The 21,605-nt window shown below is 70.2% G+C and carries 21 protein-coding genes; 9 read left to right on the top strand and 12 right to left on the bottom strand.

Features of this window, described 5'->3' with window-relative positions; all coding sequences use genetic code 11:
• The first annotated feature begins 1 nt into the window (after window position 1).
• Together PUT80_RS23640 and PUT80_RS23635 are read left to right on the top strand one after the other, a co-directional pair.
• On the top strand, window positions 2-214 hold the full coding sequence (locus PUT80_RS23640; protein WP_037814481.1) for a tautomerase family protein: 213 nt from the start codon (window positions 2-4) through the stop codon (window positions 212-214).
• On the top strand, window positions 211-1,254 hold the full coding sequence (locus PUT80_RS23635; RefSeq protein WP_037814479.1) for an LLM class flavin-dependent oxidoreductase: 1,044 nt from the start codon (window positions 211-213) through the stop codon (window positions 1,252-1,254). The genes PUT80_RS23640 and PUT80_RS23635 overlap by 4 nt, the downstream gene beginning before the upstream one ends.
• Before the next feature lie 10 nt (window positions 1,255-1,264).
• Here PUT80_RS23635 and PUT80_RS23630 read toward each other — a convergent pair whose 3' ends face one another.
• The 6 genes from PUT80_RS23630 to PUT80_RS23605 form a co-directional block, all read right to left on the bottom strand.
• Window positions 1,265-2,104: a cytochrome c biogenesis CcdA family protein gene (locus tag PUT80_RS23630; RefSeq protein WP_134731567.1), complete on the bottom strand. Its 840-nt coding sequence runs from the start codon at window positions 2,102-2,104 to the stop codon at window positions 1,265-1,267.
• A complete protein-coding gene (locus PUT80_RS23625; RefSeq protein WP_134731569.1) occupies window positions 2,101-2,814 on the bottom strand; it encodes a thioredoxin domain-containing protein in 714 nt (237 codons plus the stop codon). The genes PUT80_RS23630 and PUT80_RS23625 overlap by 4 nt, the downstream gene beginning before the upstream one ends.
• Before the next feature lie 90 nt (window positions 2,815-2,904).
• Entirely contained in the window at window positions 2,905-3,843 is a 939-nt protein-coding gene (locus PUT80_RS23620; RefSeq protein ID WP_134731571.1) for a M56 family metallopeptidase, read from the bottom strand.
• The gene (locus tag PUT80_RS23615; protein WP_037814578.1) at window positions 3,840-4,208 is read right to left on the bottom strand and encodes a BlaI/MecI/CopY family transcriptional regulator; all 369 of its coding nucleotides are present in this window, start codon (window positions 4,206-4,208) and stop codon (window positions 3,840-3,842) included. Before PUT80_RS23615 ends, PUT80_RS23620 begins: the two co-directional genes overlap by 4 nt.
• A gap of 96 nt (window positions 4,209-4,304) precedes the next feature.
• Window positions 4,305-5,810, bottom strand: coding sequence for an amino acid permease (locus PUT80_RS23610; protein ID WP_275293476.1), 1,506 nt, complete (start codon window positions 5,808-5,810; stop codon window positions 4,305-4,307).
• Complete coding sequence (locus PUT80_RS23605) at window positions 5,807-7,138, bottom strand: aminotransferase class III-fold pyridoxal phosphate-dependent enzyme (RefSeq protein WP_199817724.1); 1,332 nt, start codon at window positions 7,136-7,138, stop codon at window positions 5,807-5,809. The genes PUT80_RS23610 and PUT80_RS23605 overlap by 4 nt, the downstream gene beginning before the upstream one ends.
• 90 nt (window positions 7,139-7,228) lie before the next feature.
• On the opposite strand from PUT80_RS23605, the gene PUT80_RS23600 reads away from it, so the two are divergent.
• On the top strand, window positions 7,229-8,134 hold the full coding sequence (locus PUT80_RS23600; RefSeq protein ID WP_275293475.1) for a LysR substrate-binding domain-containing protein: 906 nt from the start codon (window positions 7,229-7,231) through the stop codon (window positions 8,132-8,134).
• Here PUT80_RS23600 and PUT80_RS23595 read toward each other — a convergent pair.
• Complete coding sequence (locus tag PUT80_RS23595; protein ID WP_308196552.1) at window positions 8,128-9,183, bottom strand: LacI family DNA-binding transcriptional regulator; 1,056 nt, start codon at window positions 9,181-9,183, stop codon at window positions 8,128-8,130. The two genes, PUT80_RS23600 and PUT80_RS23595, sit on opposite strands and share 7 nt — an antisense overlap.
• A gap of 162 nt (window positions 9,184-9,345) precedes the next feature.
• On the opposite strand from PUT80_RS23595, the gene PUT80_RS23590 reads away from it, so the two are divergent.
• From PUT80_RS23590 to PUT80_RS23565, 6 genes are all read left to right on the top strand, one after another.
• Window positions 9,346-10,275, top strand: a complete 930-nt coding sequence (locus tag PUT80_RS23590; protein WP_275293495.1) for a TIM barrel protein — start codon at window positions 9,346-9,348, stop codon at window positions 10,273-10,275.
• Window positions 10,276-10,346: 71 nt separating this feature from the next.
• The gene (locus PUT80_RS23585; protein WP_275293474.1) at window positions 10,347-11,789 is read left to right on the top strand and encodes a sugar porter family MFS transporter; all 1,443 of its coding nucleotides are present in this window, start codon (window positions 10,347-10,349) and stop codon (window positions 11,787-11,789) included.
• A gap of 3 nt (window positions 11,790-11,792) precedes the next feature.
• Window positions 11,793-12,137, top strand: coding sequence for a universal stress protein (locus tag PUT80_RS23580; protein WP_275293473.1), 345 nt, complete (start codon window positions 11,793-11,795; stop codon window positions 12,135-12,137).
• Window positions 12,138-12,159: 22 nt separating this feature from the next.
• Window positions 12,160-13,179: a Gfo/Idh/MocA family oxidoreductase gene (locus tag PUT80_RS23575; RefSeq protein ID WP_037814469.1), complete on the top strand. Its 1,020-nt coding sequence runs from the start codon at window positions 12,160-12,162 to the stop codon at window positions 13,177-13,179.
• A complete protein-coding gene (locus PUT80_RS23570) occupies window positions 13,176-14,168 on the top strand; it encodes a sugar phosphate isomerase/epimerase (RefSeq protein ID WP_275293472.1) in 993 nt (330 codons plus the stop codon). Before PUT80_RS23575 ends, PUT80_RS23570 begins: the two co-directional genes overlap by 4 nt.
• A gap of 67 nt (window positions 14,169-14,235) precedes the next feature.
• Window positions 14,236-15,111, top strand: a complete 876-nt coding sequence (locus PUT80_RS23565) for a sugar phosphate isomerase/epimerase (RefSeq protein ID WP_275293471.1) — start codon at window positions 14,236-14,238, stop codon at window positions 15,109-15,111.
• Between the two features lie 478 nt (window positions 15,112-15,589).
• On the opposite strand, the gene PUT80_RS23560 is transcribed toward PUT80_RS23565, so the two are convergent.
• Genes PUT80_RS23560 through iolC form a run of 5 tightly spaced genes read right to left on the bottom strand, consistent with a single transcriptional unit; the run spans window position 15,590 to window position 21,582 of the window.
• The gene (locus PUT80_RS23560) at window positions 15,590-17,083 is read right to left on the bottom strand and encodes a CoA-acylating methylmalonate-semialdehyde dehydrogenase (protein WP_275293470.1); all 1,494 of its coding nucleotides are present in this window, start codon (window positions 17,081-17,083) and stop codon (window positions 15,590-15,592) included.
• A 23-nt stretch (window positions 17,084-17,106) separates the two neighbouring features.
• The gene (gene iolD / locus PUT80_RS23555; protein ID WP_275293469.1) at window positions 17,107-18,972 is read right to left on the bottom strand and encodes a 3D-(3,5/4)-trihydroxycyclohexane-1,2-dione acylhydrolase (decyclizing); all 1,866 of its coding nucleotides are present in this window, start codon (window positions 18,970-18,972) and stop codon (window positions 17,107-17,109) included.
• Window positions 18,969-19,775 carry a 5-deoxy-glucuronate isomerase gene (gene iolB, locus PUT80_RS23550; RefSeq protein WP_037814462.1) on the bottom strand — a complete coding sequence of 269 codons (807 nt, stop codon included), beginning with the start codon at window positions 19,773-19,775 and terminating at the stop codon, window positions 18,969-18,971. The genes iolD and iolB overlap by 4 nt, the downstream gene beginning before the upstream one ends.
• A complete protein-coding gene (locus tag PUT80_RS23545) occupies window positions 19,772-20,638 on the bottom strand; it encodes a hypothetical protein (RefSeq protein WP_037814461.1) in 867 nt (288 codons plus the stop codon). Before PUT80_RS23545 ends, iolB begins: the two co-directional genes overlap by 4 nt.
• Window positions 20,635-21,582, bottom strand: coding sequence for a 5-dehydro-2-deoxygluconokinase (gene iolC, locus PUT80_RS23540; protein WP_275293468.1), 948 nt, complete (start codon window positions 21,580-21,582; stop codon window positions 20,635-20,637). Before iolC ends, PUT80_RS23545 begins: the two co-directional genes overlap by 4 nt.
• Between the last annotated feature and the right edge of the window lie 23 nt (window positions 21,583-21,605).

Raw genomic sequence — 21,605 nt, 5'->3', positions numbered from 1 at the left:
CGTGCCGAACATCGACATCAGCCTCGCCGAGGGCCGGAGCGAACAGCAGATCCGCGACCTGATCTCGGCCGTGCACGAGGCGGTGCTCAGCACCGTCGGCGCCCGGCCCGAGCACATCCGCGTCCTCGTCCGCGAAATCCCCCGGACCCATTGGGCCACCGGGAACCAGACCATCGCCGAGATGCACGACGGCCGACCGAAGGAGTTTCAATGAGGTTCTCCCTCTTCGTCCACATGGAACGCTGGGACGAGCAGACCACCCACCGCGAGCAGTTCGAGAACCTGGCCGAACTGGCGCTCATGGCCGAGGCCGGCGGGTTCGGCACCGTGTGGGTCGGCGAGCACCACGCGATGGAGTACACGATCGCGCCCAGCCCGATGCCCGTCCTCGCCTACCTCGCCGCCAAGACCAGCACCATCCGGCTCGGCGCGGGCACCATCATCGCCCCGTTCTGGAACCCGATCCGCGCCGCGGGCGAAACCGCGCTGCTGGACGTGATCAGCAACGGCCGCATGGAAGTCGGCGTCGCCCGCGGCGCCTACCAGATCGAATTCGACCGGCTCGCCCCCGGCCTGAAGGCCACCGACGGCGGCAAGCACCTGCGGGAACTGGTGCCCGCGGTCCGCGCGCTCTGGCAGGGCGACTACGCCCACGACGGCGAGATCTGGCAGTTCCCGACCGCGACCAGCGTCCCCAAGCCGGTCCAGCAGCCGACGCCGCCGATGTGGGTCGCCGCGCGGGACCCGGCGTCGCACGACTTCGCGGTCGAGCAGGGCTGCAACGTCATGGTGACGCCATTGATGAAGGGCGACGAGGAAGTGGCCGCCCTCAAGGAGAAGTTCGACACCGCGGTCGGCAACCACCCCGAGGTCCCGCAGCCGGAGATCATGGTGCTGCGCCACACCTACGCGCACTCGCCCGACGACCCCGACGGCTGGCGTCCGGCGGCCGCGGCGATTTCCCGGTTCTACCGCACCTTCGACGCCTGGTTCGGCAACAAGACCGTGCCGGAGAACGGTTTCCTCGAGCCGAGCCCGGAGTCGAAGTTCGCCGATCGTCCCGAATTCTCGCTCGATTCCTTGCACCGCACCGCGATGATCGGCACCCCGGAGGAGATCATCGCCCGCCTCAAGGAATACGAAGCACTGGGCATCGACGAGTTCAGCTACTGGACCGACAACAGCATGACGCACGAAGAGAAGAAGGAATCCCTCGCCCGCTTCATCTCCGACGTCGTGCCGGTCTTCTCCTGACTGTTCGCCGTCACGCGCCGTCGGGGTCGTTGCGCTTCTGGCGCAGGGATCGGCGCACCAGCATCGCCGTCAGCACAATGATGACCAGGGCCAGCGCCACCACGGTATCCGGTATAGCGCCGAAAACCCGCTGGACCGTCTGCTGCGCCTCGAATTGCTGGTCGACGCCGACCGCGGCCCCGACGGCTGCGGTGCCGTCGGTGGCCAGGAACAGCACGCCGATGGCGATGAACAGCAGGCCGGAGATCAGAGACGTCGACTGGGTGCGCAGCGGGCCGATCCGCAGCTCGCGGCCGCGCAGCCAGCGTCGCGAAGACAGGCGCAGGCGGTCCCACAACAGGGCCAGCACGAACAGCGGTGCTGCCATCCCGACGGCGTAGACGGCCATCAGCAGGGCACCGTAGGCCGGGTGCGCGCCGAGCGCGGCGACGGTCAGAATGCCGCCCAGCAACGGGCCGGAGCAGAATCCAGCGAGGCCGTACACCGTGCCGAGCGCGAAAACGGAGACCAGGCTGGAGATTCGCCATTTCCCGGCGAAGCGTCCGGCGGCGGTGCTGCCGAATCCGAGGCCGACGATCGTCATCAGCCCGAGCAACACCAGCAACGCGCCGCCCACGGTGGTGGCGATGCCGCGGTAGCGGGTGAGCAGTTCCCCGATCGCCGCCACCCCGGCGCCCAGCGGCACGAGCACGACCATGAGACCCGCGAGAAAGGCGGCGGTGCGCGAAAGCAGCGCGCCGACCGTGCCGAACGCGTAAGCGAAAAACGACGGCAGCAGCAGCGCGGCACACGGGCTGACCAGAGAAAGGAGACCGCCGAGGAACGCGGTGAGCAGGCTGACGCCGGTCACGACGCGCCGGCCAGAGCGCGGTCGATCTGCTGCTCGAACAGCTCGGTCGGCTGGGCGCCGAGGACCGGGTAGCCGTTGACGGAGAACGCGGGCGTGCTGGACACCCCGAGCGCGGACGCCTCGGCGAGGTCCGTGCGCACCTCCTGGGCGAGCTGCGGGGAGGCGGAGTCCTGCTGGAAGCGGGCCAGGTCGGGGACCCCGGCGGTGCGGGCGAATTCCAGGAGCCGGTCCGGCGGCAGGTCCGGGTGGCCCTTCTCGGGCGCGGCGTCGTAGAGGGCGTGGTTGAACTCCCAGAACTTCCCCTGCAGCGCCGCGGCGCGGCCCGCGATCGCGGCTTGCATCGACTGGTCGCCGAAGATGGGGAAGTCGCGCCACTCGATCCGCAGCTTGCCGGTGTCGACGTACCGTGTGGCCAGCGTGCGTTCGGTGTCCTTGCTGAACTTCGCGCAGAACGGGCACCGGTAGTCGGAGAAGATCACCATGGACACCGGCGCGTCCGGCTTGCCGAGCGCGAGCGGATCGCCGGGCTTGCGGTGCGCGAGTTCGCCGAGCGGGCCGAGGGACGGCTTGGCCGGCGGGGCAGTGGAGGCGGGCGAGGCGTTCGTGTCGGTCTTCGAGGAAATGACCGCGAAGACCACGAGTCCCAGCACGGCGACGGCCAGCGCCGCTGCGAGGACGAGGGTGGGAACTCCGCCGTTGCGCCGGGCCATGCCGCCGACTCCTCTACTAAGTCGATAGTAGTTAACTACTAAGAACCTAGTAGACAGCGATGACCGGAGATCAGCCGGGGCCGGGAAAAGTCAGCTGGTGCGGCTCAGGCAGAGCAGCGTGAGCGACGCGACCGCCATCGCGGCGGACACCAGCGGCGGCAAGAGCGCCGTGGTTCCGGCCAGGCCGCGGGAGATCGCCCCGGAGCGCCGCAGCATCGGCGAGCGGGGCCGGGTCAGCCACGAAACCCTGGCTTGTACGTGCGCGCCGAAACCGACGACACCGGGTGGGGCAGGGGCGGGTGCCATCGAGTGCAGGGCACCGGTGACGGCGGGAAGACCGCACGCGTTGACGGCCGCGGCATCCGCGGAAAGCTCGCACAGCACGGAAATCGCGGCCGGGGCGGCTCGGCACAACGGAACCCACGGCAGTGCGCGGGCCATCGAATGGGCGAGGGTGACCGCGAGATGGTGCCGTCCGCGCAGATGTGCTCGTTCATGGGCGAGCACGGCTTGGGCGACGTCGTCCTCGAGGCGGTCCACCGCGGTCGAGGCGACGACGATCCCGCGGCGGAACCGGCCGATGGAGAACGCGAGCGGCTGTTCGCTGGGCACCCACCAGACGTCGCCGGACACCCGGGCCACCGCGCGCAGGGTCCTCGCGCGGTCGCGGCGGTTCCGGCTGCCGCTGACCAGATCCGCGGTCAGCACGCTGCCGAGCCGGACGAGGAGCAGCAGCACGGTGAGGCCGGTGAGAAGGCGGGTCAGCAGGAGCCACGGGAACGCGGAGTGGCCGATCGCCCGCCAGCAGACGGTGGCGAGCCCGAGCGCTCCGTCCGGGACGGCCGGGTCGGGGCTCAGCAGGATGACGGCCGCCGAGAGGGCGGTCGCGATCATCGAGAGGGCGGCGACCAGCCACGCGCACAGCGACAGGGCGGGATGGACCCGCGGCGTGCTGCCGGGCCGCAGGTAGCGGGGCGCCCCGGCGGCGATGACGACAGAGGCGAGCAGGAAGGCGACGGCGAGCGTCACGAGCGCTCCGGCTTCCGGGGCTCGTCGAGGGCTTGGCGCAGGAACTGCGATTCCTCGGTGTTCATGTCGCGCGCGAAGCTCATCAGCACCCCGCGCGGATCGCCCAGCGAGTCGAGCAGATCGCGGAGCATCTGCGCGCCAGCCTCCTCCCGTGCGCGGGCAGGACGGTAGGACCACGCGCGCCCGTCGCGTTCCCGGACGACCCAGCCTTTGGTGTGCAGGTTGTCGAGCACGGTCATGACGGTGGTGTAGGCGAGATCGCGCTCGGCCCGCAGCGTCGAATGGACCGCACGGACGGTCTGGGGGACGTCCGAGTCCCACAGCGCCGCCATGATTCGGCTTTCCAAGTCACCTAGACCAGCCACCCCAGTGATGTACCACAGCCGGGTCGGACGGGTGTCTCCCGGTGGTGCCTGCTGACGCGAATCGCCCGCCAGTTGTCTGGCGGGCGATTCGGCTGATCACTGGGATTCCGGCGTGGCGTGTTCTGGATTGGGCGGCCCCGCCGTCCCGTTGTTCAGCCGACGACGCAGCACCACGACCCACCACAGGAACCCGACCCCCAGCACGACCGCAGCAGTGACCGCGTTCTGCCGGTTCTCCTCCGGCACCGTCAGCGCAGCGACCACGGCGGCGCACCAGAGCAGGCCGAGCACGACGACGGGGTTCAGCCAGCGGCCGAGGTCGAAGACGCCGGGCCGGGCGGCCGGGATGCGGCCTCGGCGGGCGGCGATGGCGGTCGCGGTCAGGGTCAGGCCGTAGACCAGGTAATAGGTCAGGCCGACCATGGCGTAGATCTGGCCGACGATGCCGCCGTTGAGCAGGTTGAGCCCGATCGCGACCGCGGCGACGAAGACGATCGCCCGGACCGGGGCGCGGCTGCGGCTGCCGACCTTCTGCAGGCCGCGGGACGCGGGCAGCATGTTGTCGCGGGACAGCGCGAAGGTCATCCGGGTCGCGACCGCCATGTTGGCGATCAGGCAGGCGAAGATCGAGGCGAAGGCGACCACGATCATCATCGCCCGGGCGAACGGCCCGAGATGCACGGCGAGCAAGCGCAGCACCGGGTTTTCCGCGCTGGCGAAGAAAGTCGCGGGGTCGGCGGGCAGGGCCATGCCCAGGAGCGCGAAGATCAGGAAACCGATGACGCCGGACACGAGCACGGCCCGGAACATCGCGCGCGGGGCGGCGCGGCGCGGGTCGAGTGTTTCCTCCGCGAGGTCGGCGGCTCCTTCCCAGCCGAGGAGCACGTAGACCGGGAGCAGGGCCGCCAGCGAGATGCCGGTGAGGGTCGCCGCGCCTCCGCTCAGCGGGTGGGTGTCGGTCAGGATCCGGGGGCCTTCGGTGTGCCCGAAGAACACGAGCAGCCCGGCGACCAGCACGATGCCGAGGACGACGGTGCCGATCAGTTCGATGGACGCGCCGATGTTGTTGATCCGCGTAGCGACCTTGACCCCGATGATGTTCAGCCCGGCGACCACGACGGTGCAGCCGATGGACAGCGCCTGCACCTGGCGCGGCGTCGGGTCCGTCCAGATCTCCGGCGCGAACACGGTGCCGACCGCGGCGGCCGTCCCGGCGGTCCCGGCGAGGAACGAGACCAGCGCGATCCAGCCGGTGAACCAGCCGAAGTTCGGGCTGACCAGCCGGCTCGACCATTGGTAGGCGTAGCCGGTGATGGGGATCCGCCCGGCCAGGTGCGCGTACACCGCGACCAGGGTGAGGACCAGCAGCAGCACCGGCAGCCACAGGAAGACCGCCGAACCGCCGAGGTACTGGTAGGGATCGGTGAACAGGGTGATGATGCCGGTGTTGATCGACACCATCGAGAACGCGAGCGCGAACGCGGTGAACGAGCTCATGGTCCGGCGGAGCTGCGGCTGGTAGCCGAGCGTGGCGAGATCGTCGTCGTCGGAAACCCGTGCGGCGCGGGCCCGGGTGGCGCCCGGGTGCTCCGGCGCGTTCACCGGACGCCGGTCCCGTAGTCGCGTTCGACGTCGCCGAGCACGTCGTCCAGGACGTCGAGAGCGTGCGAAAGCTGCTCCCGGCTGATGTCGAGCGGCGGCTTGATCTTGATCAGGCTGCCCAGGTTCGCGTAGCGGCTCTCCCCGAAGATCACTCCCTTGCGTTGCGCCCGAAGGAAAACCTCGTGCGCTTCGGCGGGCGCCGGTTCCTTGGTCGCCCGGTCGCGGACCAAATCGATCGACACCATCAGGCCGGGGGAGCGGACGTCGCCGATCAGCGGGTGGCGCGTCTGCATCTCCCGCAGCCGCTCGGTCGCATAGGCACCGTGCTCGGCCGCGCGGGCGGGCAGGTCGTCCTCGATGATCGCTTTGACCGTCGCGAGCCCGGCGGCGATCGAAACGGGGAACTGGCCGAAGGTGAGCTGGTCGTCGCCGGCGAGGAACTTCGCGTGCTCGTGCTTGGCGAGGACCCCGGCGAGCGGGAAGCCGCCGCCGACGCCCTTGCCGAACACGAGGATGTCGGGGTCGAGGCCGTAGTGCTCGCTCGCCCACATCCGCCCGGTCCGGCCGAATCCGGTCTGCACCTCGTCGACGATCAGCAGCATCCCGAATTCGTCGCAGAGCTCGCGGATGCCCCGGTGCCAGCTCGCGGAGAACTCGTTGTGCCCGCCGTTGCCCTGGATCGGTTCGTAGATCAGGGCGGCGACCGGGCCTTCGGCGCCCTTCTCCAGGATGTCGCGGACGACGGCGAGCGTCAGTTCGGTGTCCTCTTCGGCGGTCCGGCCGAGCCGGGGGCGGAACAGGTCCGGCCGGGGCAGCCGCAGGAACCGGGGCTGCAGCCGGGCGAACGCGTTGCCCGGATGCGGCCAGCTGGCTGCCATGGTGGCGATCGACCGTCCGTGGTACCCGTCGTGCAGCACCGCGACGTGCTCGGCGTCCGGGCGGTTGCGCAGGGCGAGTTTCAGCGCCATCTCCACCGCCATCGACCCGTGCAGGGTGAACCCGACCCGGTTGAGGTCGCCGGGGGCGATGGACACCATGAGCGCGGCCAGCTCGAGCAGTGCCGGGGTGTGGAAAGTGGGGCGGGCGTGGGTGAGCTCGCGAGTCTGCGCGATCGCGGCCTCGATGACGCGCTCGTCGCCGGCGCCGAGGTTGTTCGACCAGGCCTGCGCGGTGCAGTCGAGGTACTCGTTGCCGCGGTCGTCCCACACCAGCGAGCCCTGGGCGCGGACCAGGGTCAGCTTCTCCGGGTCGCCGCCGGCCGGCTCGTGCAGGAGGGCCTCCCGCCCGAGGAGGTGCAGGTCGGGTGTGTCCGTCAGCGTGCTCGTCACGGTTTCTCCTTGGCAGCGCGGTGGATGTCCGCCCGAGCGTAAGAACGCGAGGCGTCCCGGCGGAAAGACGGAATTGAGTAGACTTCATAGATGCTCTCTATGAATGTGGAGTTGCGGCATCTGCGCGCGTTCGTCGCCGTGGCCGAGGCGGCGAACTTCACGAGGGCCGCCGAGGCGCTGCTGATCTCCCAGCCGTCGCTGAGCTACACGATCCGCCAGCTCGAAGGGCAGCTGGGCTTCCGCCTGTTCGCGCGCACGACCCGCGCGACCGCGCTCACCTCGGCGGGGGAGACGTTCCTCGCCGAGGCACGGGCGGTGCTGGCCCGGTTCGACCAGGCGGCCGTCCTGGCGCGCCGGATGGCGGTCGGCGAGGTCGGCACGCTGCGCGTCGGGTACCTGATCGGCGCGGTCGTCGACCTGGTCCCGGCGATCATGCGGGCGTTCGCGGGCCGGTATCCGGACCTGGACGTCGAACTGGTGGAGTACGACTTCTCCGCGCCCCGGTGCGGGCTCGACACCGGCGAAACCGACGTCGCGATCGTCCGGCCGCCGCTGGATTTGCCCGACCTGCGCGAGCGAATCCTGCGCCGCGAAAAATGCGTCGCGTGCGTCCCGGAAGGACACTCGATCGCCGGACAGCCGGAGGTCGGCGTGGCCCGCCTGCTGAGCGAGCCGATCGTCGCCGCTCCCGGCGACGGGCAGTGGCGGGATTCCTGGATCCTGACCGGCCTGCGCGGCGAATCCCCTGTGGTGGCCTGCGAAGCCGCCACGTTCGAAGCGGAGCTTCAGGCCGTCGCGTTGGGGCGGGGCTTGTCGATCGTGCCCGCTTCGGCGAGCCAGTTCTACGCGCGTCCGGGAGTGCGGTTCGTGCCGATCTCGGACCTTCCGGAGTGCACGGTCGCGGTCGCCTGGTCCGCGGACGCGCCGCAAGCCGCGAAGAACTTCGCGGAGGCCGCGGCGGAGACTGCGCGCGAGTTGTCCGATCGGCCTCAGTGAGCCATCGTCAGCGGCGGCGGCCCGGTGGTGCCGCGGACGACCAGTTTCGGGTCGAGGACTGTCTCGGCCGGCGCGACGGTTTCGTCCTCGAGCCGGGCGACCGCCTGACGGACGGCCTGTTCGGCGATCCGGTTCGCGTCCTGGCGGACGGTGGTCAGATCGAAGTGCGAAAGGTGCGACAGGTGGCTGTCGTCGTATCCGACCACCGACAGGTCTTTGGGCACGTCGAGCCCGGCGCGGGCGAAGGCGTGCAGCAGGCCCGCGGCGCAGCGGTCGTTGCCGGCCAGGATCGCGGTGGGCAGGCGGTCTTCGTCCAGAAGCTGCCGGGCCGCGGCCATTCCGGCGTCTTCGGTGTACTCGCCGGGCAGGACGCGGGCGGGCAGTTTGTGCTTGCGCATCGCGCCGCGGTAGGCGCGGCGGCGGTCCGAGGCTCCCGGGCCCTTGCCGCCGTCGACGTGGACGATCTCGCGGTGGCCCAGTTCGGCCAGGTAGTCGATGGCCTGGCGGACCCCGACCGTGTCGGCGGTGTGGACGCTGTCCAGGTGTGCGCCGGGGACACGCCGGCTGACTGACACCGCGACCGTGCGGCGGCCGAGTTCGGCGAGATAGGCCTGCGGGGACGTGGGGCCCAGCAGGATCACCGCCTCGCAGCGGTGGCTCAGCAGGGCTTCCACCGCCTTGGCTTCGTCCCGTCCGGGGGCGCTGGCCGAGAGCAGCACGTCGTAGCCCAGGCGTTCGGCTTCCGGGTAGATGCCTTCGACCAGGTCCGCGTCGAACGGCTGGTGCACGGTGAGCACGACGCCCAGCGTGCGGCTGCGGCCCCGGGCGAGCAGCCGCGCCGCGTTGTCCGGGTGGTAGCCGAGTTCGTCGGCGGCGCGCAGCACCCGCTGCCGGGTGGCCTCGCTGGCGCCGGGCTGGTCGCGGAAGACGAGCGAGACGAGTGCGCGGGAGACGCCGGCCTTGGCGGCGACGTCGACCATCGTCGGGCGCCGCGGCTTGCCCGCGGGTTCCGCGCCGTCCGCGGGGCCGGGCGGCACTCGGTCGGGCACGTGCGCTCCTCTCGTCGGCGTTCCCGGCGATTCTTCCAGGCTTTCCCGCCCGCCCTTGACACCCGGGTGTGACAGCCAGCATAGTTCTTCGCACTAGAGCGCGCTAGTAGAGCGCGCTAGACAGATTCCCTCCGACGTCCGGGAGGACCGCAAGTGACGACGATGTCCCGCATCACCGCCGGGAACCTGTGCCTCGGGTCGGCGCCCGACTCGTGGGGCGTGTGGTTCCCCGAAGACGAGCAGCAGGTGCCTTGGACCCGCTTCCTCGACGAGCTCGCGAGCGCCGGGTACCGGTGGTTCGAACTCGGCCCGTACGGCTACCTGCCCACCGACCCGCGGCAACTGGCCGACGAGGCCGCCGCCCGGGGCCTGCAGGTCTCCGGCGGCACCGCGTTCGGCGCGTTGCACCGCCCGGAAAAGTGGGCCGAGACGGTCGCGACGGCCCGCCGGGTCGCGGAGCTGACCGCCGCCGCGGGCGCGCACCATCTCGTGTTCATCCCGCCGATGTACCGCGACGAGAAGACCGGCGCGTACACCGAAGAACCGCAGCTCACCGCGGAGCAGTGGAACTCGCTCGGCGGGCGCGCGAACGAACTCGGCCGCATCCTGCTGGACGAGTACGGCGTGCGGCTGGTCCTGCATCCGCACGCGGACAGCCACATCCAGACCCAGCCGGAGATCGAGCGGTTCCTGAACGAGACCGATTCCCGGTACGCCAACCTGTGCCTGGACACCGGGCACGTCGCCTACGGCGGCGGCGACAACCTCGACCTGATCCGCCGGTTCGCCGAACGCATCGGCTACGTGCACATCAAGCAGATGGACCCGGACGTGCTCGCGCAGGTGGCCGCCGAAGGGCTGTCGTTCGGCGAAGCGGTGAAACGAGGCGTGTGCGTCGAGCCGCCCGCGGGAGTGCCGGACCCGGCGTCCGTCGTCGAGGCACTGTCCGCTTTGGACGCGGAGCTGTTCGTGATCGTGGAACAGGATCTCTACCCGTGCGCGGCCGAGGTCCCGCTGCCGATCGCGGTGCGCACCCGCGAATATCTCGCCGCGCAGGGACTGGCCGGCACCGCCCGGCCGCGCCTGGGCTGAACACGATCCGGGGAACCACGGGGAAACTCACGCGCCAGTGGGGTCTGGCGCACCGAACCGGGAGCAACCGCATGAGTCACGTCCGGGCAACGACGCCACCGGCCGTACCGCTTGAGGAGAAGGGCCCGCATTCCCGCCGGCTGCGGCTGGTCACCGTCATCGCGACGTTCGGCGGCCTGCTGTTCGGCTACGACACCGGGGTCATCAACGGCGCGCTGCCGTACATGAAGTCCGACCTCGGCCTGTCCCCGTTCACCGAAGGGCTGGTCACGAGTTCGCTGCTGCTGGGAGCCGCGCTCGGCGCGATCCTCGGCGGGCGGCTGGCCGACCGGCGGGGACGGCGGCGCACGATCCTGGTGCTGGCCGCGATCTTCCTGATCGGCACGCTGGGCTGCACGCTCGCCCCGGTCACCGCCGTGATGGTGCTCAGCCGGTTCGTGCTGGGCCTGGCCGTCGGCGGCGCTTCGGTGACGGTGCCGACCTATCTCGCCGAGGTGTCGCCAGCGGAACGGCGCGGCAGGCTGGTCACCCAGAACGAGCTGATGATCGTGTCCGGCCAGCTGCTCGCGTTCACCTTCAACGCGTTCATCGGCAACGCGTTCGGCGAGAGCAACGGCGTGTGGCGCTGGATGCTGGTGATCGCGACCCTGCCCGCGGTGGTGCTGTGGTTCGGCATGCTGGTGATGCCGGAAAGCCCGCGCTGGCTGGTGTCGAAGGACCGGTTCGCCGACGCGCTGGCGGTGCTGAAGCAGGTGCGCTCGGAGCAGCGCGCGACGGCCGAACTCGACGAGGTGCGCCGGCTCGCGCTGGAGGACAAGAAGTCCCAGACCGGCGGGCTGCGCGACCTCGCCACTCCGTGGATCCGGCGGCTGGTGCTCGTCGGCATCGGGATCGGGGTCGTGCAGCAGGTGACCGGGGTCAACTCGATCATGTACTACGGCACGCAGATCCTCACCGACGCCGGGTTCTCCGCGAACAGCGCGCTGACCGCGAACATCGCCAACGGGGTGATCTCGGTGCTGGCCACCTTCGCCGGGATCTACCTGCTGGGCAAGGTGAACCGCCGCCCGATGCTGATCGCCGGGCAGATCGGCACGACGTCGGCGCTGCTGCTGATCGGGCTGTTCTCCCTGCTGCTGCCCGCCGGGCAGGGCCGGGCGTTCGTGGTGCTCGCGCTGACCATCACGTTCCTGGCGTTCCAGCAGGGCGCGATCTCGCCGGTCACCTGGCTGATGCTGTCGGAGATCTTCCCGCTGAAGCTGCGCGGGCTCGGCATGGGGATCGCGAGCCTGGTGCTGTGGCTGACGAACTTCGCGATCGGCCTGACGTTCCCGATCCTGGTCGACGCGCTGCACATCTCCATGACGTTCTTCCTGTTCGTGCTGCTCGGGCTGGCGGCGATCGCCTTCGTGGCGAAAGTCGTCCCGGAGACCCGCGGCCGCTCGCTGGAAGCACTGGAAACCGAGCTGCACCAACGGTTCGGCGCGCCCGCGCTGGCCGCGAAGGAGGGCTGAACGATGGCGGTGCTCGCCGCGGTCACTGACTCGCGGGAAGGGGATCTCGCGCTCGCTCGCGGGATCGAGGAAGCCGCGCTGCGCGGGACGAAGCTGCTGGTGGCGAACCTGCGGCTGACCCCGCTGGACGCGCCGGACGCGGCGGAGGTGCTGGACCGCCGCCCCGGCGTGGACGTCGCCGAGCACGTGCTCGACCTGCTGGCCGAGCGGGCCGGCGAGGTCGACCTGCTGGTGATCGGGATGAAACGGCGTTCGCCGGTGGGGAAGCTCGTGCTCGGCAGCGTCGCGCAGCGGCTGCTGCTCGGCGCGGAGGTGCCTGTCCTGGCTGTGAAGACAGCCGAATACTGAAGAGGTGAAGGGAGAACCCGCCGTGACCGTACGCGTGGGAGTGATCGGGGCCGGGATGATCGGGCAGGACCACGTCCGGCGGCTGACCGACGTGGTCGCCGGAGCCGAGGTGGTCGCGGTGGCCGACCTCGACGCCGAGCGGGCCGCGCGGGTCGCCGAGGCGGTCGGCGCCCGGGCGGCCGCCGACGGGGCTGACCTGATCGGACAGTCCGATGTGGACGCTGTGGTGGTCACGTCGTGGGGGCCGACGCACGCGGAGCACGTCCTGGCGGCGATCGCCGCGGGGAAGCCGGTGTTCTGCGAGAAGCCGCTGGCCACCACGGCGGAGGACTGCCTGCGGATCGTGGAGGCCGAGCAGGCCTTCGGCCGCCGGCTCGTGCAGGTCGGGTTCATGCGCCGCTACGACGCGGGGTACCGCGAGATGAAACGCGTGCTGGACGCGGGCGAGATCGGCACGCCGCTGATGGTGCACTGCGCGCACCGCAACGCGACCGTGCCGGAGAGCTACCACTCGGAGATGGCCGCGCAGGACACCGCCGTGCACGAGATCGACGTGCTGCGCTGGCTGCTGTCCGACGAGATCGTGTCCGCGCAGGTGCTCACGCCGCGGTCGACGGGGAACCGGTTCCCGCACCTGCGGGACCCGCAGATCATGCTGTTCGAGACCGCGGCCGGGGTGCGGATCGACCTCGAGGTGTTCGTGAACTGCCAGTACGGCTACGACATCCAGTGCGAGACGGTGGGCGAGACCGGGCTGGTCCGGCTGCCCGATCCGGCGAGTCCTGCCGTGCGCACCGCCGGGTCGAGCCGGGTGGCGGTCCTCCAGGACTGGAAGCAGCGGTTCGCCGCGGCGTTCGACGTCGAGTTTCAGGAATGGATCGACACGCTCGCGGCCGGCCGCGAACCGGCCGGACCGTCCTCTTGGGACGGTTACGCCGCGACGGTGATCACCGACGCGACGGTGGAGGCCCTGCACACCGGTCGGGTGGTCGGGGTGACGATGAAGGACCGGCCCGCCTTCTACGCCGGGGACGCGCGGTGAAGCTGGGCGCCTACACCGCTTGCCTGCACGACCACACCCTGGCCGAGGCGCTCGACGTGCTGCGGGCCAACGGATTGACCTCGGCGGAGGTGAACAGCGGCGGATTCCTCCCGGCCCCGCACTGCCCGGTCGACCTGCTGCTGTCCTCGGCCTCGGCGCGCCGCGAGTACCTGGCGGCGTTCGCGGAGCGCGGCATCGAGCTGACAGCGTTGAACTGCAACGGGAACCCGCTCAACCCGCTTCCGGGAGTCGGGCCGAAGCACGCCGAGGACCTGCGCCGCAGCATCCGGCTGGCCGGGCTGCTCGGCGTGCGGAATGTCGTGACCATGTCCGGCACTCCCGGCTCCGACCCGGACGCGAAATACCCGTCGTGGGTGGTGAACCCGTGGGACGGCGTGTACCTGGACGTGCTGGACTACCAGTGGGACGTCGCGGCGGAGTTCTGGAACGAGATCGACGCGCTGGCCCGGGAAAACGGCGTCCGGGTCGCGATCGAGATGCATCCGCACAACCTGGCGTTCTCGCCGGTGACGCTCAAGCGGTTGGTCGACGAGACCGGCGCGACGAACCTCGGCGCGGAACTGGACCCGTCGCACCTGATGTGGCAGGGCATGGACGTGCTCGCCTGCATCCGGTGGCTGGGCCCGCTGGTGTTCCACGCCGCGGCGAAGGACGTGACGCTCTGCCCCGGGGCGGACGTCCGCGGCGTGCTGGACACGTCGTTCACCCGGGTGCCCGCTGCGCAGGAAGGCAAGGTCCCGACCGGGATCGGCTACTGGTGCTCGGCGTGGCCGCAGGACCCGGCGTGGAAGTTCGTCGCGGTCGGCCTCGGGCACGACACGGGCTACTGGACCGGGTTCCTGCGTGCGCTGCAGGAGGCCGATCCGGGGATCGCGGTGAACATCGAACACGAGGACGCCGCCTACTCGCAGACCGAAGGGCTCGCGCTCGCGGCGAAAAACCTGCACGCCGCCGCTCGCGACTTGTGAAGCCGATCCACGCGCGGGGCGGCCGGGGCACTTTCCCGGCCGCCCCGCCTGTTCTCCGGAGGAAACCGTGAAACTCGCTCTCGACCCGCAGATGTTCTACGCCACCCATTCCGTGCTCGACCTGCCGGACGTGGTGGCGCGCCTGGGCTACTCGTGGCTCGAACTGTCCCCGAAAGCCGACTTCATCCCGTTCTTCGGCCACCCGCGCGCCGACGACGCCACGGTGGCGAAACTGCGCAAGCGCGCCGCTGACGCCGGGGTGGGCATCGCGTCGGTGCTGCCCGTGCTGCGCTGGTCCGGCCCGGGGGAGGAGGAACGCCAAGCCGCGGTGCGCGCGTGGAAGCGGGCGATCCAGATCGCGGTCGACCTGGGGGTGGACACGATGAACTCGGAGTTCAACGGCCGCCCGGAGGCCGCCGAGTTCGCCGAGAGCCAGTTCCTGCGCTCGATGGACGAGCTGATCCCGGTGTTCGAGCGCGAGGGCGTGAAGCTGGTGCTGGAACCGCATCCGGACGACTTCATCGAGGACGGCCATGCCGCTGTGCAGTTGGTGCGGGGGCTCAATCGGGATTGGATCTCGTTCCTCTATTGCACGCCGCACACGTTCCATCAGGGCAACGATGCGGCGGGGATCATCGCTGACGCTGGGGACAAGGTCACTTACGTGCACCTTGCTGACACCCTGGACCACACTGCGTCGAACGGGCTGCGGTACATCGTGAATCCGCCGGGTTCGACTGTCCGGGTCCATCAGCATGCCGAGATCGGGCGGGGCGAGGTCGATTTTGACGAGGTTTTCGCCGCGCTCGCCGATGTCGGGTTCGACGGGGTGGTGTCGTCGTGTGTGTTCGGCTGGGAGGAACGGGCGGAGGAGATTTCGGTGCGGCAGCGGGAGAAGGCTGTCGGGTTGGTGGAGAAGCATTTTGGGGGCGGGAAGCTTTAGGGCTACAGTGCGGTTTTCTCAGTAGTGCGGTGGGGGTGAAGCTGCTTCTGGCCGAGGGGCGCGGTTGGGCTGGTGCCGGCGTACGTGAGGGGAACCCTGAGGGAATCAGATTCCCTCAGGGTTCCCCTCACGTACGCGAAAACCTCCAGTGCCAGGGACTTAAGGCGGCCCTGCGGGTGCGTGGGGAGCGCGTCTGCCCGGGTCGGGAAGGCTGGGCTGGCTGTCGGCAGGCGGGCCGGTCGGGCGGAAGCGCGGTGTGCGGTCTGTGAGGGACCCCTTGAGGGAATCTGATTCCCTCAAGGGGCCCCTCACGGACTCACGGATACGGTCAGACGGATATCAGTCGGGCATTTCGGCGGGTTTGGTGTCCTGTGCGGACAGTCCGCAGGCCGAAGCCGCCCAGCTTAAGTCCCTGGCATTGACGAGAAAACCTCAGTGAAGGGGGCACGCCCGGCCGGGTGCGCCCCTTCGTCGTGGTTCAGTTGGCAGTCGGGAAGTTGAACGCCGCCCCGTGCGCCTCGGTCTCCGGCCACCGCGTGGTGACCACCTTGGCGCGCGTATAGAACCGCACTCCGGCCGGGCCGTGGATCGGGCTGTCGCCGATGAGGGAGTCCTTCCAGCCGCCGAACGAGTAGTACGACATCGGGACCGGAATGGGCACGTTGACGCCGATCATGCCGACATGCACGCCGCGCTGGAAGCGGCGGGCCGCTTCGCCGCTCCCGGTGAAGATGGCGGTGCCGTTGCCGTACGGGTTGGCGTTGATCAGCGCAATCGCTTCGTCCACTGTGGACACTCGGACGACCGCCAGCACCGGGCCGAAGATTTCCTCGCGGTAGGCCTGCATTTCGGTGGTCACGTGGTCCAAAAGGGACGGTCCGACGAAGAAGCCTTCCTCGTGCCCGTCGACCGAGTGGCCGCGTCCGTCGACCACCACGGTCGCGCCTTCTTCGGCGCCGCGGGCGACGGCGGTGACCACGCGGTCGCGCGCGGCGGCGGTGACGACCGGGCCCATGTCGTTCGTGGCGTCGGAGCCGGGGCCGACCTTGACCTCGCGGGCCTTGCGTTCCAGCACGCCGATCAGCCGGTCGCCGGCGTCGCCGACCGCGACCGCGACGGAGATCGCCATGCACCGTTGCCCGGCGGAGCCGAACGCGGCGGCGGTGAGGTGGTTGGCGGCGTACTCGAGGTCGGCGTCGGGCAGCACGACGGCGTGGTTCTTCGCGCCGCCGAGGGCTTGGACGCGTTTGCCGGTCGCGGTGCCGTGCTCGTGCACGTACTTGGCGATCGGCGTGGAGCCGACGAACGACACCGCGGACACGCCCGGGTGGTCCAGCAGGGCGTCCACCGCGACCTTGTCGCCGTGCACGACGTTGAACACGCCGTCGGGCAGGCCGGCTTCGGCGTAGAGCCGCGCGACCAGGTTGGACGCGGACGGGTCGCGTTCGCTGGGCTTGAGCACGAAGGTGTTGCCGGCGGCGATGGCGACCGGGTGCATCCAGAGCGGCACCATGATCGGGAAGTTGAACGGGGTGATGCCCGCGACAACGCCGAGCGGCTGGCGGAAGTCGTGCACGTCGACGCCGCGGGAGACCTGGTCGGAGAAGCTGCCCTTGAGCGCGTCGGCGATGCCGCAGGCGTATTCGACGACCTCGCGGCCGCGCACGATCTCGCCGCGCGCGTCGTCGACGACCTTGCCGTGTTCGCTGGAGATGACGCGGGCGAGCTCGTCCTCGTGCTTGACCAGCAGTTCGCGGAAGGCGAAGAGGATCCGGGTGCGCTGGGTGAGCGAGGATTCGCTCCAGGACTCGGCGGCCTTCGCGGCGGCGGCGACGGCGGTGTCCACGTCGGCCGATTCGGCGAGCAGGACGGCGGACTGCTGTTTGCCGGTAGCGGGGTCGTAGACCGGCGCGGTGCGGGTGGAACCGGCGGGGGTGGAGACGCCGTTGATCCAGTGTTCGATGGTGTTCACTTCGCTCCTCGTCGAGAGGTCGGTCAGAGGTACGGGCGCTGTTTGCGTTTGACGTCGGCGTAGGTTTCGCGCGCCGCTCGGGTCGAGTCCAGGTCGGACACCTCGCTGACCGGCACGTCCCACCACGCCGATCCGGGCGGGTTGGGGCCGAGCAGGTCGGTTTCGACGTGCACGACGGTGGTCGTGGAGTTCGCCTTGGCCTGTTTCACCGCGGCCCGGAACTCGTCCACAGTGGACGCGCGGAGCACCGTCGCGCCGAGACCGGCGGCGTTGGCGGCGAGATCGACGGGCAGTACGCCGCCCTCGAGCAGGCCGTTGTCGGCACGGTACCGGTAGGAAGTGCCGAATCGTTGCGAGCCAAGGGATTCCGACAACGATCCGATCGAGGCGAACCCGTGGTTCTGCACGAGCACGATGATCACCTTGAGCCCTTCGGCGACCATCGTGACGATTTCCTGCGCCATCATCAGGTACGAGCCGTCGCCGACGAGCACGACCACTTCCCGGTCGGGCGCGGCCATTTTCGCGCCGACGCCCGCGGCGACCTCGTAGCCCATGCACGAGTAGGCGTATTCGACGTGGTAGGCCTTCGGATCGCGGGCGCGCCAGAGCATCTGCAGGTCGCCCGGCATCGAGCCGGCGGCGTTGATGACCACGTCGCGGTCGTCCAGTTCGCTGTTGAGCGCGCCGAGGATCTCGGTCTGCGCGGGAAGCGGCTGATGCCCGACGGCGAAGCAGGCGTCCGCGGTGCGGTTCCACTCGTCGGCCAGCAGCCGCGCCCGCGTCCGGTACGCGTCGTCGACCTGCCATCCGGCGAGGGCTTCGTGCAGGGCGGCGATGCCGCGTTTCGCGTCCGCCAGCACCATTTCCGCGGAATGCTTCGCGGCGTCGAGGCGCGCGACGTTGAGGTTCACGAACTTCACGGCCGGATTGCCGAACACGGTGTGGGACGCGGTGGTGAAGTCGCTGTAGCGGGTGCCGATGCCCAGCACGACGTCGGCTTCCGCGGCGAGCGCGTTGGCGGCGGACGTGCCGGTGGAGCCGATGCCGCCGACTGCACTCGGGTGGTCCCACGGGACCGCGCCCTTGCCCGCGTGCGTGTCGGCGACGGGAATCCCCGTGGCGGTGGCGAAGGCGCGCAGTTCTTCCCAAGCCTCGGAGTACACGACGCCGCCGCCAGCAACGATCAGCGGGGCCTTCGCGGCGCGCAGCAGGTCCACCGCGCGGCCGAGTGCTTCCGGTTCGGGCACCGGGCGGTCGATGTGCCAGACGCGGCTCCGGAAGAACTCCTCGGGCCAGTCGTAGGCTTCGGCTTGCACGTCCTGCGGCAGCGCGAGCGTGACCGCGCCGGTCTCGACCGGGTCGGTCAGCACGCGCATGGCGGCGAGGGCGGCGGAGATCAGCTGTTCGGGCCGGGTGATCCGGTCGAAGTACTTCGACACCGGGCGGAACGCGTCGTTGACCGTGACGTCGCCGCCGCGGGTGTCCTCCAGCTGTTGCAGCACCGGGTCGGGGCCGCGGGTGGCGAACATGTCGCTGGGCAGCAGCAGGACCGGGATCCGGTTCGTGGTGGCGAGGGCGGCTCCGGTGATCATGTTCGTCGAGCCGGGGCCGGTGGACGCGGTGCAGGCGAAGGCCTGGAGCCGGTTGCGCATTTTCGCGAACGCGGTCGCGGCGTGGACCTGGCCCTGTTCGTTGCGCGCGAGGTAGTACGGCAGGTCGTCGGAGCCGGTGCGGGCGGCCTGCAGCAGCGCTTGCCCGATCCCGGCGACGTTGCCGTGCCCGAAGATCCCGAAACAGCCGGGGATCAGCCGGTGTTCGACGCCGTCGCGCTCGGAGTACTGGTTGGCCAGGAACCGCACCAGGGCTTGCGCGGTGGTGAGCCTCATCGTGCGCCTCCGAACGGCAGCCGCGGGTCGACGTCTTGGGATTCCCAGGTTTGGCGGACCCACGCGTGCGCGGGGTCGTCGCAGATCAGCCACGCCCGTTCGGGTCCGGGGCCGGCCATCACGTTGAGGTAGTACAGGTCGTAGCCGGGCGCGGCCATCGACGGGCCGTGCCAGCCGTGCGGGATCAGCACGACGTCGCCGGTGCGGACCTCTTCCAGGACGTCGATCGGGCGCTCGGGAGTGCCGTAGACGCGCTGGTAGCCCATGCCGTCGCCGGCGACCTCGAAGTAGTAGATCTCCTCGAGTTCGCTTTCGCCCTCGCGTGCCTCGTCGTGCTTGTGCGGCGGATAGGACGACCAGTTCCCGCCCGGTGTAAGGACTTCGCAGACGAGCAGCTGGTCGGCGTCGAAGGTGTGCGGCAGGCAGTAGTTGTTGACCTGGCGGCTGCAGTTGCCCGCGCCGCGCAGTTCCGTCGGCACGCCGTCGGCGGGGCCGTAGCGCGCGGGCAGCCGCTTCGAGGTCTTCGCCGAGGGCAGCGCGAACCTGCCCTGTCCGGTGATCGTCGCCTCGGCATCCCTGGGCAGGTAAGCGAAATCGGTGACCGCGTCGAACACGCCGGTGCGCCCGGCCAGCTCGAACGTCTCGCCGTCGACCGACACCGAGCAGCTGCCGGACAGCGGGAGCACGAGCGTTTCCGCGTCGCCGGTGGAGACGGTCTCGGCACCGTCGAGTTCCAGCACGCGCAGGCCGGAGTAGCCCCATCCGGCCGATTCGGGAGTGATTTCGAGACTGAACCGGTTCACAGCAACCCCACCGCCGTATCGACCGCCTTTGCCACGTCGCCGTCGTGCGGATAGAGCAGCGACCGTCCGACCACGAGACCCTGCACAGTCGGCAGCGCGAGCGCCTGCTGCCAGGACGCGAACGCCGCGTCCGGGTCCTTGACCTCGCCGCCGAGCAGCACCGCGGGCAGCGTCGAGGCCGCCAGCACCCGCTCCATCTCGGCGACCACCGGCAGCTTCAGCCAGGTGTAGGCCGACGAGCGGCCGAGCCCGGACGCGATGGTGATCGAGCGGATCACGGCGTCGGGGGAGAGGTCGTTCTTGATCCGGCCGTCGACCCATTCGGACAGGAACGGTTCGACCATCGCGACGAGCTTCCGGTCGGCCAGCGCGTCGATCGCCTTCGCGGTGTTCTCCAGGACGTTCGGCGTCGCCGGGTCGGAGAGGCAGATCCGGGTGAGCGTCTTGCCGCCGTCGAACCGCATGCGCGCGATGGTTTCCGCGTCGTAGCAGGCGAACCGGTCGTCGATCTCGAAGCTCGACCCGGCCAGCCCGGTGCGGTTCATCGACCCGATCACCGTCTTGCCGTCCAGCGCGCCGAGCAGGAGAAGGTCGTCGACGATGTCCGGGGTCGCGAGCACGCCGGTGACGCCGGGGCGTTCCAGCGCGAGGCACAGCCGCTCCAGCAGTTCGCCGCGATCGGCCATCGCCAGCGGATCGGAGCCGACCGCGTTCGCGCCCCGCGCGGGGTGGTCCGCGGCGATGATCATCGTGCGGCCCTTGTCGTTGAACGGCGACTTGGCCCGCACGCGCACGGCAGCGGCCTCGGCGATCGCTTCGGGATCGCGCACGCGTTTGGCGACGATCCGCTCGACCGTATTCATTCTTTTCCTCCGAGCTTGCGCAGTACCTGGTCTTCGGTGGGCATGGCGTCCGAACAGGACAGTTGCCCGGCCACATGCGAGCCGGCCGCGTTCGCGAACCGCATCACCCGCGCGGTGTCCCAGCCGGACAGCAGCCCGTGCACCAGCGCGCCGCCGAACGCGTCGCCCGCGCCGAGGCCGTTGACGACCTCCACCGGCACCGGCGGCACCTCCACCTCGCCGGAGTCGTCCACCGCGAGCACGCCCTTCGGGCCCTGCTTCACCACGGCGAGCGAGACCCCCTTGTCCCGCAACGCTTTCGCCGCCTCCCGAGGTTCGCGGACGGCGACCGCGGTGTCGCATTCGTCGAGGTTGCCGACCGCGACCGTGACGTGTTCGAGCGCCTTGCCGACCCATTCCCGGGCCTGCTCGCGCGAGTCCCAGAACATCGGCCGGTAGTCGAGGTCCAGCACCGTGATCCCCCTGCGACCACGGGCCTCCAGCGCCGCCAGCGTCGCCGAACGGCTCGGTTCCTGCGACAGCCCGGTCACCGTCACCCAGAACACCTTCGCCGCGCGGATCGCGTCGAAGTCGAGTTCATCGGCGGAAATGTCGAGATCGGGCGCTTTCGGGAAACGGTAGAAGTAGAGCGGGAAATCGTCCGGCGGGAAGATCTCGCAGAACGTCACCGGCGTCGGCAGCCGCGGCGACGTCCCGACGAACCGGTCGTCCACGCCGTATCCGGCGAGCGCGCGGTGCAGGAACCGGCCGAACGGATCGTCGCCGGTCTTGGTGATCACCGCCGAGGCCCGGCCGTACCGGGCGGCGGCGACCGCGACGTTGGTCGCGCTGCCGCCGAGATACTTGCCGAACGAGGTGACGTCTTCCAGCCCGACGCCGATCTGCTCGGGGTAGACGTCCACCCCGATCCGGCCCATCGTGACGAGGTCGAACCCCGTGGTCATCGTCGCGTCCTCCTGCCTGCCGC

Origin of the sequence: Amycolatopsis sp. La24 (assembly GCF_029087445.1) — a bacterium.
Lineage (GTDB): Bacteria > Actinomycetota > Actinomycetes > Mycobacteriales > Pseudonocardiaceae > Amycolatopsis > Amycolatopsis nivea.
The sequence above is the reverse complement of the archived record's forward strand: the minus strand, read 5'-3'. Positions and strand labels throughout refer to the sequence as shown.

Excerpts from the sequence above, each read along its gene's own strand:
- PUT80_RS23635 (WP_037814479.1), top strand. The coding sequence starts at position 211 with ATGAGGTTCTCCCTCTTCGTCCACATGGAACGCTGGGACGAGCAGACC.
- PUT80_RS23545 (WP_037814461.1), bottom strand. The coding sequence starts at position 20,638 with ATGAATACGGTCGAGCGGATCGTCGCCAAACGCGTGCGCGATCCCGAA.
- iolC (WP_275293468.1), bottom strand. The coding sequence starts at position 21,582 with ATGACCACGGGGTTCGACCTCGTCACGATGGGCCGGATCGGGGTGGAC.
- iolD (WP_275293469.1), bottom strand. The coding sequence starts at position 18,972 with ATGAGGCTCACCACCGCGCAAGCCCTGGTGCGGTTCCTGGCCAACCAG.
- PUT80_RS23600 (WP_275293475.1), top strand. The coding sequence starts at position 7,229 with ATGCTCTCTATGAATGTGGAGTTGCGGCATCTGCGCGCGTTCGTCGCC.
- PUT80_RS23580 (WP_275293473.1), top strand. The coding sequence starts at position 11,793 with ATGGCGGTGCTCGCCGCGGTCACTGACTCGCGGGAAGGGGATCTCGCG.
- PUT80_RS23625 (WP_134731569.1), bottom strand. The coding sequence starts at position 2,814 with ATGGCCCGGCGCAACGGCGGAGTTCCCACCCTCGTCCTCGCAGCGGCG.
- PUT80_RS23585 (WP_275293474.1), top strand. The coding sequence starts at position 10,347 with ATGAGTCACGTCCGGGCAACGACGCCACCGGCCGTACCGCTTGAGGAG.
- PUT80_RS23590 (WP_275293495.1), top strand. The coding sequence starts at position 9,346 with ATGTCCCGCATCACCGCCGGGAACCTGTGCCTCGGGTCGGCGCCCGAC.